The organism is Allobosea sp. 05L423, assembly GCF_056397745.1.
The window spans coordinates 39158-52633 of sequence record NZ_JBFTOA010000017.1 but is presented as its reverse complement, the minus strand read 5'-3'; the positions used below and the strand labels follow the sequence as shown (position 1 = coordinate 52633).

Below are 13476 nucleotides of genomic sequence, written 5' to 3'. Positions count from 1 at the left end.
GCGATCATGAAGACGACCGTCACATCCCTCGAAGGTTCGCGCCAGGGCCTGTTCATCGACGGCGCCTTCGTCGCTCCGAAAAGCGGCGTCTACGTTCCGTCCTACGATCCCACCACGGCCGAGCCCTGGTACGAATTCGCCCAGGGCGACGCGGCCGATGTCGACGCCGCCGTGCGCTCGGCGAAGGCCGCCTTCGTCAACCCGTCCTGGCGCCGCATGACGCAGACCGAGCGCGGCAAGCTGGTGCGCCGCCTCGGCGAGCTCGTGCTCGCGAATGCCGACGCGCTGGCGATGATCGAGTGCCGCGACAACGGCAAGCTGCTCAAGGAAATGCGCGCGCAGATGCGGGCCATTCCCGATTCCTATCTCTATTTCGCCGGCATGGCCGACAAGCTGCTCGGCGAGACCATTCCGGTCAACAAGCTCGACTCGCTGAACTTCAACCTGCGCGAGCCGCTCGGCGTGATCGGCATGATCATTCCGTGGAACTCGCCGCTGATGATGTTGACCGGCACGCTCGCGCCCTGCCTCGCGATCGGCAACACCATCGTCGTCAAGCCCTCCGAACACGCCACAGCGTCGAGCCTCGCCTTGGCGGAGCTGGCGATCGAGGCCGGCATTCCCCCGGGCGTGATCAACGTCGTCACCGGCGATGGCGCCACCACGGGCGAGGCGCTGACGCGCCATCCCGGCATCGCGAAATACGTCTTCACCGGCTCGACCTTCACCGGGCGAAAGATCGCCGGCAACGCCGCGCAGAACCTGGTGCCCTGCCAGATGGAGCTGGGCGGCAAGTCACCCCATGTCATCTTCTCGGATGTCGACATCGACCGGGCGGTGAACGGCGTCGTCTCCGGCGTCTTCGCCGCCGCCGGCCAGACCTGTGTCGCCGGCTCGCGCTGCTTCGTCGAGCAGCCGATCTACGATCGCTTCGTCGATGCGCTGGTCGAGCGCACGCGCCGCATCAAGGTCGGCCATCCGCAGGTCGAGGACACCGATATCGGCCCGGTCGCGCTGGCCTCTCAGCTCGCCAAGGTCGAGGACTATGTCGGCTCTGGCGTGCGCGAGGGCGCCAAGGTCGCGGTCGGCGGCCGCAAGCCACAGGACGGCGAGTTGGCGCGCGGCTGGTATTTCGAGCCGACCGTGTTGGTCGAGGCGCGCAACGACATGCGCTTCATGCGCGAGGAAATCTTCGGACCGGTCGTCGGCATCGTGCCGTTCAAGACCGAGGAGGAGATGATCGAGCTCGCCAACGACACCGAATACGGCCTCGCCTCCGGCATCTGGACCAAGGACATCGACCGGGCGATGCGCTTCGCCCGCAACATCGATGCCGGCACCGTCTGGATCAACACCTACCGCTCCGCCGCTTACATGTCCGCCAACGGCGGCATGAAGAACAGCGGCTATGGCCGCCGCGGCGGCTTCGAGGTCATGCGCGAGTTCTCGCGCCTGAAGAACGTTCTCATCGACTATTCGGGCGCCATGCAGGACCCGTTCGTCATTCGCCTGCGCTGAGCTGTCCGCGACAGAAACCAGAACGGAGGAAAGCCATGAAATTCGCCGTTTCGCTCTCCATGGAGCGGTTCTCGCCGCAGGAATCCATGCAGGACGCCGTCCGCAACTTCCGCGCGCTGGCGAAGATCGCCGACGAGGGCGGCTTCGAGACGCTCTGGACCGCCGAGCACCACACCATCGAGTGCACGATCTCGCCAAACCCCTTCCAGACGCTGACCTGGCTCGCCCAGCACACCGACCGCATCCGGCTCGGCACGGCGACGCTGGTGGCGCCCTACTGGTCGCCGATCCGGCTGGCCGGAGAGGCGGCGCTCTGCGATCACCTGACCGGCGGGCGACTCGAATTCGGCATCGCGCGCGGCGCCTATCAATACGAGTTCGACCGCATGGCCGGCGGCATCCCGCAGCAGGAAGGCGTCGCCTTCATGAAGGAGCTGGTCCCGGCCGTGCAGAAGCTCTGGGCCGGCGACTACGAGCACGACGGTCATTACTGGAAGTTTCCGCTTGCCACATCGGTACCCAAGCCCTTGCAGCAGCCGCACCCGGCGATCTGGGTCGCCGCGCGCGATCCCGGCACCTTCGACTGGGCGGTCGGCATCGGTGCCAACATCCTGTCGACGCCGTTGTCGGCGCCCCCGGCCGAGGTCGGCGTGCTCGGTGAGAAGTTCCGCAAGGCGGTGGCCGACCATCCGGAGCGGTCGCGTCCGAAGCTGATGATGCAGCGGCGCACCTGCGTCTACGACGGGCAGGCAGATTGGGAGCTCGCGGTGCGGCACTCGGTCGACTACGGCGGCTATTTTGAAAACCTGATGCAGAACAGCGGCACGGTGACGAACGGCTTCCCCGAGGCCATTCCCTTCGAAACCATCGCCAACCGCGGCAACTACAATCCGCAGGCTGTGCGCGACAATCTGATGTTCGGCACGCCCGACGAGATCATCCGCAAGCTGCAGGTCTACGAGGATGCCGGCGTTGACCAGTTCGCGCTGGGCCTCTCCTTCAACCTGCCCTTCGAATTGCAGGTGAAGACGTTGCGTCTCTTCATCGATGAGGTGATGCCGCATTTCGCCGCTCGCGAGCGCGAGAAGGCCAAGGTGGCGGAGCAGGCCCCGCGCCTGGCCGCGGTGGGGTACTAGGCGATGGCCGCTGCGACAACGGCTGCCCGGAGCGCCAAGCCGGCGGAGGGTCCGCAGAGCCTGACCATCAGCGGCGTGACGCTGAGATACCGGATAGATGGGCAGGGCGAGCCGCTGATCTGCATCCACGGCGTCGGCTCCTACCTGGAGGCCTGGGAGGGCGTAGTCGCGCGTCTCTCCGATCGCTTCCGCATCCTGACCTTCGACCTGCGCGGCCATGGCCGCTCGAGCAAGGTGCGCGGCCGCTACGAGATCGACGATTTCGTCGGCGACGTGCTGGCGCTTGCCGACCGTGCCGGCTTCGGGAGCTTCAACCTCGCCGGCTTCTCGCTCGGCGGGTTGATCGCGCAGCGCCTGGCGTTGACCCATCAGGACCGCATCCGTCGCCTCGTGCTGCTTTCGACTGTCGCCGGGCGCACCGAGGAGGAGCGTGAGCGTGTCGCCGCCCGGCTGGCTGCACTCCAGGCCGGTGATCGCGGCGCGCATTACGACGCGTCGCTGTCGCGCTGGTTGACCGAAGACTTCCAGGCGAGGAATCCGGAACTCATCGCCAAGGTGCGCCAGCGCAATGCGGAAAACGACCCGGAGTGCTATGCCGCGGCCTATCGCGTTCTGGCGCAGACAGATTTCGGCGGGCTGCTTGACCAGATCCGCGTCCCCGTCCTGATCGCGACCGGGGAGGAGGACGCCGGTTCCAACCCGCGCATGGCGCTCTACATGCAGGAGCGCATTTCCGGGTCAAAGCTGCACATCCTGCCGGGCCTGCGCCACTCGATCCTGACCGAGGCACCCGAGCAGATCGCCGGGCTGATGGGCGGCTTCCTCGGCGATGGCAGGGAGGACGCACGGCCATGATCGTCGAAGAACGCATCTACCGCATCCGCAACGGCCGCATGGGCCGCTATCTCCAGCTCGTGCGCGAGGAGGGGCTGGCGATCCAGCAGCCGATCCTCGGCCATCTGATCGGCTACTTCACCACCGAGATCGGCGCGCTCAGTCATGTGACCCATCTCTGGGCCTATGCCGATTTCGAGGACAGGACCCGCCGGCGCCAGCTGCTCGCGGACGATCCGCGCTGGCAGGCTTTCCTGCCCAAGCTTTCGGAGAACATCGAGCAGGCCGAGAACCGGATCCTGCTGCCGACGGATTTTTCGCCGCTGCGTTAGCGGCTGCCAAGCGCATCTTCCTCCGCAGGAACGAGGGAGGAGCTCGTTCCTCCATCGGATCGCAGGAAGACGCGCCATCCCGGCCGGCACTTGATGGTTGTCGGCAGGCAGGTCGAACAAGCCCGATCAATCGGGCGCCGAGAAGAGGGGTCCGGATATGACCGAGCGACTGCAGATCCAGAATCTGTACAAGATATTTTCCAACACGCCCCGCCCGGCGCTGGAGATGCTGGCGCGGGGTGGCAACAAGAACGAGGTCTTCGAGAAGCTCGGCGCGGTTGTCGGGCTCAACAACGTCTCGCTGAGCGTGCCGCAGGGCGCCATGTACATGGTCATGGGTCTGTCCGGCTCCGGCAAGTCGACGCTGGCGCGCTGCATCAACCGCCTGAACGAGCCGAGTGCCGGCAAGATCCTGCTCGACGGGCGCGACATCGTTCCGCTCGGTGAGGAGGAGCTGCGCGAGGTGCGCCGCACTCGCATCTCGATGGTCTTCCAGCATTTCGCGCTATTGCCCAACAAGCGTGTCATCGAAAATGTCGAGTTCGGCCTGAAACTGCGCGGCATCGCGCCGGTGGAGCGCCGCCGCCGGGCAGAGGAAGTGCTCACCGTCGTCGGCCTCGGCCGCTGGGGCTACCACTACCCGCATGAGCTGTCCGGCGGTATGCGCCAGCGCGTCGGCCTTGCTCGCGCGCTCGCCACCGACGCCGACATCCTGATCATGGACGAGGCCTTTAGTGCGCTCGACCCGCTGATCCGCTCGGAGATGCAGGATGAGCTGCTGCGTCTGCAGCGCACGCTGAACAAGACGATCCTGTTCATCACCCATGATTTCCAGGAGGCGCTGAAGCTCGGCACCCGCATCGCCATCATGTCCGAGGGCGAGCTGGTCCGCGAAGGCACGCCGCAGTCGATCGTGCTGGAACCGGGCAGTGATTATGTCGCCGCCTTCACCCGCGAGGTCGACCGCGCCCGGCTGTTCGACGCGCGTTCGGTGATGCGTGCGGGCGAGCCGATCCTGCAATCGGAGCGGGGCACGCTGGTCGGCGAGGCCGGCGGGGCGGGCTTCATGCTCGACCGCGACGGCAAGGTACTCGGCACGCTCGACGCCGAGGCTTGCGGGCAGGCCCGCGCGGGCGGCGGGGTCGCAGCACCGAGCGGCGACTATGTCAGCGTCCCGCCCGGCGCGAAGCTCCTCGACGTTGCCCGCAGCTATCGCGACGGCCGCCCGATCGCGGTCGTCGACGATGAGGGCAAGTTCATGGGCTCGCTCGGCGCCGACGACATCCTGGCCCGCATCTCCTCCAACTCCTGCAAGACCGCATCCGCCGGAGAGCGCCATGTTTAAGGCAGACGATCTTGCCGTCTTCCCGATCGACGCCTGGATCCAGCAGGGCGTCAGCTGGGTCGCGCTCAACCTGCGTCCGATCTTCCTCGCCATCAAATGGCCGGTCGAGAACCTGCTGAGCCTGAACGACTGGATTCTCCACGCGATTCCGTTCCCGGTCCTCGTCGTCGGCTTCTTCCTGCTGGCTTGGCGGCTCTCGACGCTTGGCATCGCGATCTTCAGCGCCGTCTCGCTGATCGTCATCGCCGTGCTCGGCGTCTGGAACGAGGCGATGACGACGCTGTCGCTGATCTCGACCGCGATCGTCTTCTGCGCCGTCATCGGCATCCCGATCGGCATCTGGTGCGCGCGCAGCGATCGGGTCTGGAACGTCGTGCGCCCGATCCTCGACATCATGCAGACTACGCCGAGCTTCGTTTATCTCGTGCCGGTAGTGATGCTGTTCGGCGTCGGCACGGTACCGGGCGAGGTCGCAGTCGTGACGGCCGCGGTGCCCCCGCTGATCCGCTTCACCAATCTCGGCATTCGCATGGTCGAGCACGAGATCGTCGAGGCCGGCCTCGCCTTCGGTGCCGACAAGCGCCAGCTCCTCTTCGAGATCCAGCTGCCGCTGGCGATCCCGACCATTCTCGGCGGCCTGAACCAGACCGTCCTGACGGCTATGGTGCTGTCGGTTGTCGTCGCCATGATCGGCGCGGAGGGCCTCGGTCTCGTCGTTCTGCAGGGCCTTGGTCGCCTCGATGTCGGTCGTGCGGCCGTGGGCGGCATCGCCATCGTGCTCCTGGCCATGGTGCTCGACCGGATCACCCAGAAGCTTGCAGCCCCCAAGGCAGGCGGCCGGACCGCTGCACGAGCCTCGCTGCTCGGCATCGTCGCGCGGCTGTTCAAAGGCGGCCGCCCGGACGAGACCGTCCAGGCCGTGATGCCGGCGAAGCAGGCGCTCTGAGCGTCTCGCGGAGCTCCAGGTCACCCGAGGCTCTCGCATTCAAGGAATGGCCGGGACAGCACAGCGTCCCGGCTTTTAAAGCCCCACCGCAAGGCGGGGAAGGGAAAGCAACAAAACGACCGGCACGGGTCGACGACGAGGAGAACAGCCGATGACCATGACCAGATTGAAGATGTTGACGGCGGCAATGGCCGCTGGCGCGCTCGCCTTCGCGGCAGCGCCCGCGCAAGCGCAGGAGATGCCCGGTAAAGGCAAGACCGTGCGCTACGCCCAAAGTGACAGCCTCGGCGCCAACTACGTCACCGCCCAGATCGTGATGAAGGCGCTGAAGGAGCTCGGCTACGACGTCAAGCTCAGCACCATAAACACGACGCTGTTCTTCCAGGCGGCGGCGCAGGGCGATCTCGACCTCGCGACCGACGTCAACTTCCCGCAGCGCGAGCCTGGCTTCCGCGCGGTAGAGAAGGATGCGGAGATCGTCGGCGGCGGCCTGATCGTCGGTGGCGGCATCAACGGCTACCTGATCGACAAGAAGACGGCAGATGCCCACAACATCACCTCGCTGATCCAGATGAAGGATCCAAAGATCGCGGCGCTGTTCGGCAAAGACGGCAAGGCCGACCTGATCAACTGCGATCCCGGCTGGAGCTGTGGCGACGTCGTCGACTTTCAGCTCGACAAGTTCGGCCTGAAGGACAACGTCAAGTCTATTCGCGGTAAGTACGAGGCGCTGATGGTTGAAGCCGTGGCCCGCGTGAAGCGCGGCGAGCCGGCCTTCTTCTACGCCTGGAGCCCGTCCTGGGTGAACAACGCGCTCGTTCCCGGCAAGGATGTCGTCTGGCTGCCGACGCCGGAAGACGCGCTGCCGCCCTCTGTCCCGAACAAGGGCTCGGCGCTGGTCAAGGGCGTGAAGGGATGCGCCGGCGGCGCCGATCCCTGCCGCATGGCCATGGCCTCCTGGAACTGGGGCGCCGTCGGGAACAAGAAGTTCGTCGCCGCCAACCCGGCCGTGAAGGCGCTGATCGAGAACATCAAGTTCCCGCTTGAGGACTGGTCGCACTGGGAGTTCAACATCAACAAGAACGGCGGCAGCAACGCCTTGATCACCAAGATGGCCGATGAATGGGTCGGTGCCCACAAGACTCAGTTCGACAGCTGGGTCGCGGCCGGGCGCGCAGCGAAGTAAGCAGAGACGACATCCCATCGCTCTGGAGGGGCGGGGCCGGAACCGGCCCCGCCTTCTTCTTTGCCGTTCCGATCATCCGGCGCCGTAATCGAGCCTGAGCTAGACGATCCGGCCTGCCTGCCTCTTTCTGCGGGTTCCAGCACCGACGCCTATGCGTCCGGCCAGACACGATTCAGGATTTTGGCTGCGGTGACAGACTTGTCCTGTGGGAGGAAGCGACCGTAGTGATTTGCAATCATCGCTGGCGTGTCCTGGATCGCATAACTGGGCTGCTCGTGCGAGCCGGTCTGTTTCAGGATGTGAGTTGCAAGGACGTCCCGAACGTTATGGGGCCCGTGTGAAAGCAGACCCTCGATCACGCCAGCCGAGATACCAATCCCACACGGCTGAAAAGACCGGCATGGCGAGCGTCATCGCTTCGAGCGAAACACCGTGACCGGCGATGTCGCCTTGAGGATCGGAACCGAGGGCGCCGAACATGAGCGCGAAGTGCTCGACCTTCTGGGACGCGGTCTCGGCGTTCCAGACGCCGTTCCGTCGTAAGCCGACTGCCGTCAGATGGGAGGTGTTGAAGCGAACGATCTCGCTCATCTCGTGCAATAATTGCGGCGGTGCGTCGACAAGGGCGCCGTTGCGCGCGGTGTCGATTCTGGCGTGCCTACCCGCCGTCGGTTCCAGCCCCAGGCCCTTGAAGCGCAGGGCGTATCTCCGCTTCGCCGCCGCAAACTGATAACGGCGATACTCCGTGCTACCGCTGATAACGACCTCGCGAACCCAATTGAGAATTTCCCCCTGCTCGGCAGCGTGACGGCAGGCAACTGGCCGAGAAACCGCGGCGGCCCAGGAGCTACCGGAAAGCGTCAGCGCCCTCGGTTTCCTCCAGCGCACCGATGCTCCTGGCGAACAGGTGACCGCTGTAGTTGGCTGCGGCGATAGTGCCCGGCGCCAGGCAATCCCCAATCCTGTCGACGCGGGTCAGCCCGCTATCCAGCCATTCCTCCTGCCGGGCCTGCAACGCCGTCCACAGATCGCTTGAGGGGACACGCGCGGTGACAGGCACGAGCAAGTCGCAGGGAATGACCTCGACTGCGCCCGAGTAAACGCACCTGATCGACAAGGTGTCGGCTGCTCGATCTGCGAGAGCCGAAAGAACCCTGATTTTCACGCCCAGTTCCAGCAATCGGCGATGAATACGGGCCTGTTCGAGAGTGTTCACCGTCCAGGCCGCCACCAGTGGCGCCGGGGTGACATAGGTCGTATCGATACCTGCCGAAGCCAGTTTGTCAGCCAAAGCGCTGCCCATGTAGTATCGATCGTCATCGAAAATCACCACAGGCCCTTGCCCGGCGGCAGAGCTTCCCTCGTCCAAGAGCAAATCTACCCCGGCGACCTTGCCATTCCTGAGAAACGGCAGCGGCAAGCGGTGAGCCCGGCCGACACCGTCCTCCCGCCATCTGGCGCCCACGGCAATCGCGACATGCTCGCTCCCATGGGAGAGGATGTCATCGGCCGTGAGTGGGCTCGAAAGGTACATTTCGACATTGGATGCGACCTGAAGCTGCCCGAGGCGCCAATCTCGCACTCTGGCCCAGGTGGAAAGCCCTGGAAGCCGGCTCTCGCGGGATACGCGCCCGCCCCATTCGGTTCCCGCGTCCGCGATGATCACCGATGCACCCCGCTGCGACAATGCGCGTGCGGCCTCGAGCCCGGCAGGCCCACCGCCGACGATCAGGGTCGTCGCAGGGCCAGCCAACGCCGGAATCCGCTCCGGATGCCAGCCCTTCCGCCACTCCTCGCCGATCGTCGGGTTCTGGGTGCATCGCATCGGCGCGACGATGTTGTCGCCCGCCACGCAGATGTTGCAGCCGATGCACTCCCGAATGTCGTCGATGCGGCCCTCCTGGATCTTGAGGGGCAGGAACGGGTCTGCAATGGACGGCCTGGCGGCGCCGATCAGGTCGAGATGGCCCTGTCGAACAACACGGGCCATCGTATCGGGCGAAGTGTACCGGCCCACGCCGACGACCGGCTTGGTCGTGACCTGTTTCACGAAGCGCGTATATTCCTCCTGATAGCCTTCCTGCGAAAATCGGGCGGACTGGCTGTCATTGGACCAATCGGACAGGTTCACATCCCACAGGTCCGGTTCCTCGGCGAGCGCCGCCACGATGTCGCGCCCTTCGCCGTCGCGCTCGATGCCTGCCGGGCCCATCAGCTCATCCACGGCAAAGCGGACCGCCAGGGCGCACCGATCGCCGATGGCATCGCGGGTATCGGCCAACACTTCGCGAAAGAGCCGCAGACGATTCTCCAGCGATCCGCCGTACTCATCGGTTCGATGGTTGTGACGCGCGAGGAGGAAGTGCATCAGCAGCGTCATGTCGTGGCCGGCATAGACGTAGACAATGTCGAAACCCGCCTCGCGTGCCCGAATTGCTGCATCGCGGTGCCAGCGCCTGAACTCGCGGATATCCGCCTTATCCATGCCGCGAGCCTGGACCGGATCGTCGGTGTCGACGACGGCATCGGACGGGGCGTAGGGGGCGATGCGCGAGAGCCGATTGGCGGTGTGCAGGCCATTGTGAACGAGCTGGACCGCCGCCAGGCTGCCGCGCTCGTGGATGAGGTCCGTCGTCTCCCTGAAGACACGCACGTCGGCGCTGTCCCAGATCCGGCCCTGGTTGGAGGGCGTGAGGTCGGAGGATGGATGGATCTCGGTTTCCTGCGTCGAAACCACTCCCCAGCCGCCTTCGGCCTTCATGGCTCTCATATGAGCATCCGAGCGGGCGTAACGATGCCCCATGCCGGAGCAGTGCGGGACCTGATAGAAGCGATTGCGTGTGGTGACGGGGCCGATCGTGACCGGTTCGAAGAGGATATCGTAGCGGGGGTCGCGCATGCAGTTTCGCTGATGTGATGGGAATGTCGGAGGCGATAGCGGGCTGGCCGTTGGTCGGTCACTATGCGATCGTATAGCGACTATGCAAGTGCATAGTTTGGCTTTGCTGCAATTCGGACGAGGCAATGTGACGACTTCCTTCAGGCGAACCCCCGACTTCGACAGGCGCACGGACCTGATCGAAGCCACGATGGATTGCATTGTTGAGCTGGGCATCCAGGGCACGAGCGTGCGCGCGGTCGCCGCAAAGGCCGGGGTCAGTAACGGCCTCATCCGGCATCACTTCGCGTCGAAAGAGAACCTGATTGCGGAAGCCTATGGCAGGACCATCGCGATCATCACCGGGCCACCGCTGGCGGTTGCGGCGGAGGAGGGGTCTCCCATCGACAAGCTGCGGCGCTTCCTTATCGCCAGCATCAGCGGTCCCGTCGCAGAGCCCCGCATTCTCTCGCTATGGGCGACGTTCATCAGCCAGGTGCACATCAACGAGCGCTTCAGGGAGATTCATCGGACGCGGTATGTCGCCTATCGCGCAGCATGTCGGAGCCTCATACAAGGCGTGCTCGAGGCGGACGATGTCCGCGCTTCCGCAGAAAAGCTGCACCATCTGAGTATCGCGCTGAACGCGATCATCGATGGGCTTTGGCTGGAAGGGTGCTTGAGCGCCGAAGAAATCGACGAGTCTCTTCAGATCGACATCGCTCTCAGCTCGGTGGAACGCCTCCTGGGCATCAAGATCAGCAGGTCTGTCTCAGACTAGGTCGGTACCGGTTCGCGCCTGACGGCAATCTCCGCTGATGGAGAAACGACCGATGTTGCCGATCGGGGTGAACCGACCCAGCCACGTCGCCAGGCCGAACGTCTGGAGGCCGTCCATCTCGGCCGCATTCGGTTTATGGGTTCACGGCCTGATGTGTCCGACCAACCTCACGACTTGCGAGTGTCTCGCGTTCGATCTGGCAGTGAATCGACAGCTTTTTCCGCGCCCTGATCCTTGTGAAGTACGCCCTCACGCAGCACTTTGGTGGCCGCATCGGCCTTTTTCTTTGGATCGGTCGGAATCGGTTTTGTTTCGGGCGTAGCCGTCAATCCAATGTTCTTGGGTTTCTGTCCGGCGTTTCTCGCGGTCGCAGCGAATGTGGCGAGAGATTCTGGTTGTTTTGCCACGGCAAAGTCCTCCGGTTTTCACAACAACCGGGAGACTCGGTCCGAAGTTCCTCTGTCCATGAGGACCGCTCAGCCGTTCGCGTTTGACAACTTCCCCACCGATCGCGCCAAGCGCGGGTAGCAAAGACCACTGACCGCACAGTATGAAATGGAGAGTGTTCAGGCCATGCCTGACTGCGCACGGATTCTGACAAGGCCAGCATGGAACCGCGGCCGGACCGCTACGCCGCTCGGGAACTCAGGATAATTTGCTTCCGTTGTTCTATCTTTGAGTGACCATGGTTCGATGCGGGAGACGATCTGAGGACATATCCGGACCGTCGCTCCGTTGTCCTGGGAAGAGCCGCAGAATCAGGAGTCCGAATGATGCCCAGGCTGCCTCTGGCCGTTGCAATCGCTCTGGCGCTGTTCCTATCCGCGCCTGATTCCAGCCGCGGGCAAAGCCCGGAGCGCAGCACGACTAGGACGGGGATCTTATCGCTCCTGCCTGAGCCTCAGACGACGGAACATGCGATTGACGTGCGCGGCCGCACGCTGCGATATCGGGCTCGGGCAGGCACGCTATCGCTGCTCGGAGGCAACGCCGAAGCGACGGCCGAGGTCTTTTACGTCGCCTATACAGTTCAGCCTGAGCAGGGCCAGGACGAGAGTTCGCAAAGGCCGGTGACGTTCGTCTTCAACGGTGGCCCGGGGGCCGCCGCGGCCTATCTCCATCTCGGTGCCATGGGGCCGCGGGTACTGATGACCGGAACCGACGGAAGCCTGCTTCCGTCGCCTCAGAAGCTCATCGACAACCCGGACACCTGGCTCGACATGACCGATCTCGTGTTCGTCGATCCGGTCGGGACGGGCTACAGTCGTGAGGCCTCCGGCCAGCAGACGCGGAACTTCTGGGGCGTGAACCAGGATGCTGCCTCGATGGGAGCGTTCGTCCGTCTGTATCTGGCGCAAGCGGGCAGGACCCGCTCACCGGTTTTTCTGGCGGGCGAGAGTTACGGTGGGTTCCGGGCTGCGCTGCTCTCCCGAACGCTTCAGCAGGATATCGGCATCAGCCCGAGCGGCATCGTCCTCGTCTCTCCCGCCCTGGAATTCGCCCTCTTGCGGCCCGATGACTTCGACATCCTTCATTTTGCGCTGGAGCTTCCCTCGCTTGCAGCCGTTCGCCTCCAGCGTGACGGCCTCGTCGGGCAGGCCTTCCGGGATAAACTCGCCGAGATCGAACGTTTCGCGCTCGGCGAATATCTCGTCGGGCTTGCAAGCGGGCTGGACTCGGGTGGGCGCGCTGCCAGCCAGCGCGTCGCCGAGATCACCGGCCTGCCGCTAGAGTTGGTGCAGCGCAGCTTCGCGCGCATTTCTACCAGTCTCTTCACCAAGGAGTTCGCCCGGGCGCGAGGGAACGTCCTGAGCCCGTATGACGGTCTGATCGAGACCGGGGACATCGCGCCGCAAAGTCCGAGAGATCGAGGCCCGGATCCGATCCTCGATCGCAGCGTCTCCGCCCTGACCTCTGCCTTCACGGCCTATGTCCGCGACGAACTGGGCTTTCGGACGGACATGTCCTACCGCCTGTTGAACGGGGAGGTCGGCCGCAACTGGGACTACGGAACCAGTTCCTCTCGTCAGGGCTACGCCGGGGTGATGGGCGATCTCCAGCGAGCGCGAAGCTTGAATCCGGCGATGGGCGTCCTGATCGTCAACGGCTACACCGATCTCGTGACGCCCTACATGATCTCCCGCTACCTATTGAGCCAGATGAGCGCGATCGCCGGTGCGAGGCCCGTTCGGTCCGCCGTGCTCGACGGCGGCCACATGATGTATCTGAGGCCGGATGGCCGCCGGGCTTTGAGGGAGCTCGCTGCGGAGCTCTATCAGGCGGCCCGATAGTAGCCATTGCGCTCACCTATCCGTGGTCGTTGTTATAAGCATCGGTCGCCCGAGTTTCAAAACGGCCCACGCAGTCGGAATAATCAACTGCACCCGGTTGTAGAACCCAGCAATAATAATGGCTTTCTATAATTCTCCATATTTATCAGAGCGATGCGTGTCGGCATATGGGTGCCACGTATGCCGAGATGTTCCGGCCTAGCAGTTTGGTTCAGTGGGACAGGTGAGG

At 64.4% G+C, this 13476-nt stretch carries 12 protein-coding genes; 9 read left to right on the top strand and 3 right to left on the bottom strand.

Features of this window, described 5'->3' with window-relative positions; translation table 11 throughout:
- Positions 1–6 precede the first annotated feature (6 nt).
- From AC1DNE_RS24765 to proX, 7 genes are all read left to right on the top strand, one after another.
- Complete coding sequence (locus tag AC1DNE_RS24765; protein ID WP_476766675.1) at positions 7–1518, top strand: aldehyde dehydrogenase; 1512 nt, start codon at positions 7–9, stop codon at positions 1516–1518.
- A gap of 35 nt (positions 1519–1553) precedes the next feature.
- The gene (locus AC1DNE_RS24760; RefSeq protein WP_441473264.1) at positions 1554–2654 is read left to right on the top strand and encodes an LLM class flavin-dependent oxidoreductase; all 1101 of its coding nucleotides are present in this window, start codon (positions 1554–1556) and stop codon (positions 2652–2654) included.
- 3 nt (positions 2655–2657) lie between these two features.
- Positions 2658–3509 (top strand): alpha/beta fold hydrolase, encoded by an 852-nt coding sequence (locus AC1DNE_RS24755; RefSeq protein ID WP_476766674.1) that lies wholly within the window; start codon positions 2658–2660, stop codon positions 3507–3509.
- Positions 3506–3820: an NIPSNAP family protein gene (locus AC1DNE_RS24750; RefSeq protein ID WP_441473266.1), complete on the top strand. Its 315-nt coding sequence runs from the start codon at positions 3506–3508 to the stop codon at positions 3818–3820. Before AC1DNE_RS24755 ends, AC1DNE_RS24750 begins: the two co-directional genes overlap by 4 nt.
- Positions 3821–3977: 157 nt before the next feature.
- On the top strand, positions 3978–5165 hold the full coding sequence (locus AC1DNE_RS24745) for a quaternary amine ABC transporter ATP-binding protein (protein WP_476766673.1): 1188 nt from the start codon (positions 3978–3980) through the stop codon (positions 5163–5165).
- Positions 5158–6111 carry an ABC transporter permease gene (locus tag AC1DNE_RS24740; protein ID WP_476766672.1) on the top strand — a complete coding sequence of 318 codons (954 nt, stop codon included), beginning with the start codon at positions 5158–5160 and terminating at the stop codon, positions 6109–6111. Before AC1DNE_RS24745 ends, AC1DNE_RS24740 begins: the two co-directional genes overlap by 8 nt.
- 151 nt (positions 6112–6262) lie before the next feature.
- Positions 6263–7297 carry a glycine betaine/L-proline ABC transporter substrate-binding protein ProX gene (gene proX, locus AC1DNE_RS24735; RefSeq protein WP_441473269.1) on the top strand — a complete coding sequence of 345 codons (1035 nt, stop codon included), beginning with the start codon at positions 6263–6265 and terminating at the stop codon, positions 7295–7297.
- Between the two features lie 324 nt (positions 7298–7621).
- Here proX and AC1DNE_RS24730 read toward each other — a convergent pair whose 3' ends face one another.
- Together AC1DNE_RS24730 and AC1DNE_RS24725 are read right to left on the bottom strand one after the other, a co-directional pair.
- On the bottom strand, positions 7622–8185 hold the full coding sequence (locus AC1DNE_RS24730; protein ID WP_441473270.1) for a hypothetical protein: 564 nt from the start codon (positions 8183–8185) through the stop codon (positions 7622–7624).
- Positions 8145–10196: an oxidoreductase gene (locus tag AC1DNE_RS24725; protein ID WP_441473271.1), complete on the bottom strand. Its 2052-nt coding sequence runs from the start codon at positions 10194–10196 to the stop codon at positions 8145–8147. Before AC1DNE_RS24725 ends, AC1DNE_RS24730 begins: the two co-directional genes overlap by 41 nt.
- A gap of 127 nt (positions 10197–10323) precedes the next feature.
- On the opposite strand from AC1DNE_RS24725, the gene AC1DNE_RS24720 reads away from it, so the two are divergent.
- Positions 10324–10956 (top strand): TetR/AcrR family transcriptional regulator, encoded by a 633-nt coding sequence (locus AC1DNE_RS24720; RefSeq protein WP_441473272.1) that lies wholly within the window; start codon positions 10324–10326, stop codon positions 10954–10956.
- 167 nt (positions 10957–11123) lie between these two features.
- Here AC1DNE_RS24720 and AC1DNE_RS24715 read toward each other — a convergent pair whose 3' ends face one another.
- On the bottom strand, positions 11124–11363 hold the full coding sequence (locus tag AC1DNE_RS24715; RefSeq protein ID WP_441473273.1) for a hypothetical protein: 240 nt from the start codon (positions 11361–11363) through the stop codon (positions 11124–11126).
- Positions 11364–11882: 519 nt separating this feature from the next.
- Between AC1DNE_RS24715 and AC1DNE_RS24710 the strand changes: the two genes are divergently transcribed.
- Positions 11883–13247 carry a S10 family peptidase gene (locus AC1DNE_RS24710; protein WP_441473274.1) on the top strand — a complete coding sequence of 455 codons (1365 nt, stop codon included), beginning with the start codon at positions 11883–11885 and terminating at the stop codon, positions 13245–13247.
- Positions 13248–13476 lie beyond the last annotated feature (229 nt).

Bases quoted from the DNA above. Each gene is read 5' to 3' on its own strand.
- AC1DNE_RS24765 (WP_476766675.1), top strand. From the start codon at position 7: ATGAAGACGACCGTCACATCCCTCGAAGGTTCGCGCCAGGGCCTGTTC.
- AC1DNE_RS24760 (WP_441473264.1), top strand. From the start codon at position 1,554: ATGAAATTCGCCGTTTCGCTCTCCATGGAGCGGTTCTCGCCGCAGGAA.
- AC1DNE_RS24755 (WP_476766674.1), top strand. From the start codon at position 2,658: ATGGCCGCTGCGACAACGGCTGCCCGGAGCGCCAAGCCGGCGGAGGGT.
- AC1DNE_RS24750 (WP_441473266.1), top strand. From the start codon at position 3,506: ATGATCGTCGAAGAACGCATCTACCGCATCCGCAACGGCCGCATGGGC.
- AC1DNE_RS24745 (WP_476766673.1), top strand. From the start codon at position 3,978: ATGACCGAGCGACTGCAGATCCAGAATCTGTACAAGATATTTTCCAAC.
- AC1DNE_RS24740 (WP_476766672.1), top strand. From the start codon at position 5,158: ATGTTTAAGGCAGACGATCTTGCCGTCTTCCCGATCGACGCCTGGATC.
- proX (WP_441473269.1), top strand. From the start codon at position 6,263: ATGACCATGACCAGATTGAAGATGTTGACGGCGGCAATGGCCGCTGGC.
- AC1DNE_RS24725 (WP_441473271.1), bottom strand. From the start codon at position 10,196: ATGCGCGACCCCCGCTACGATATCCTCTTCGAACCGGTCACGATCGGC.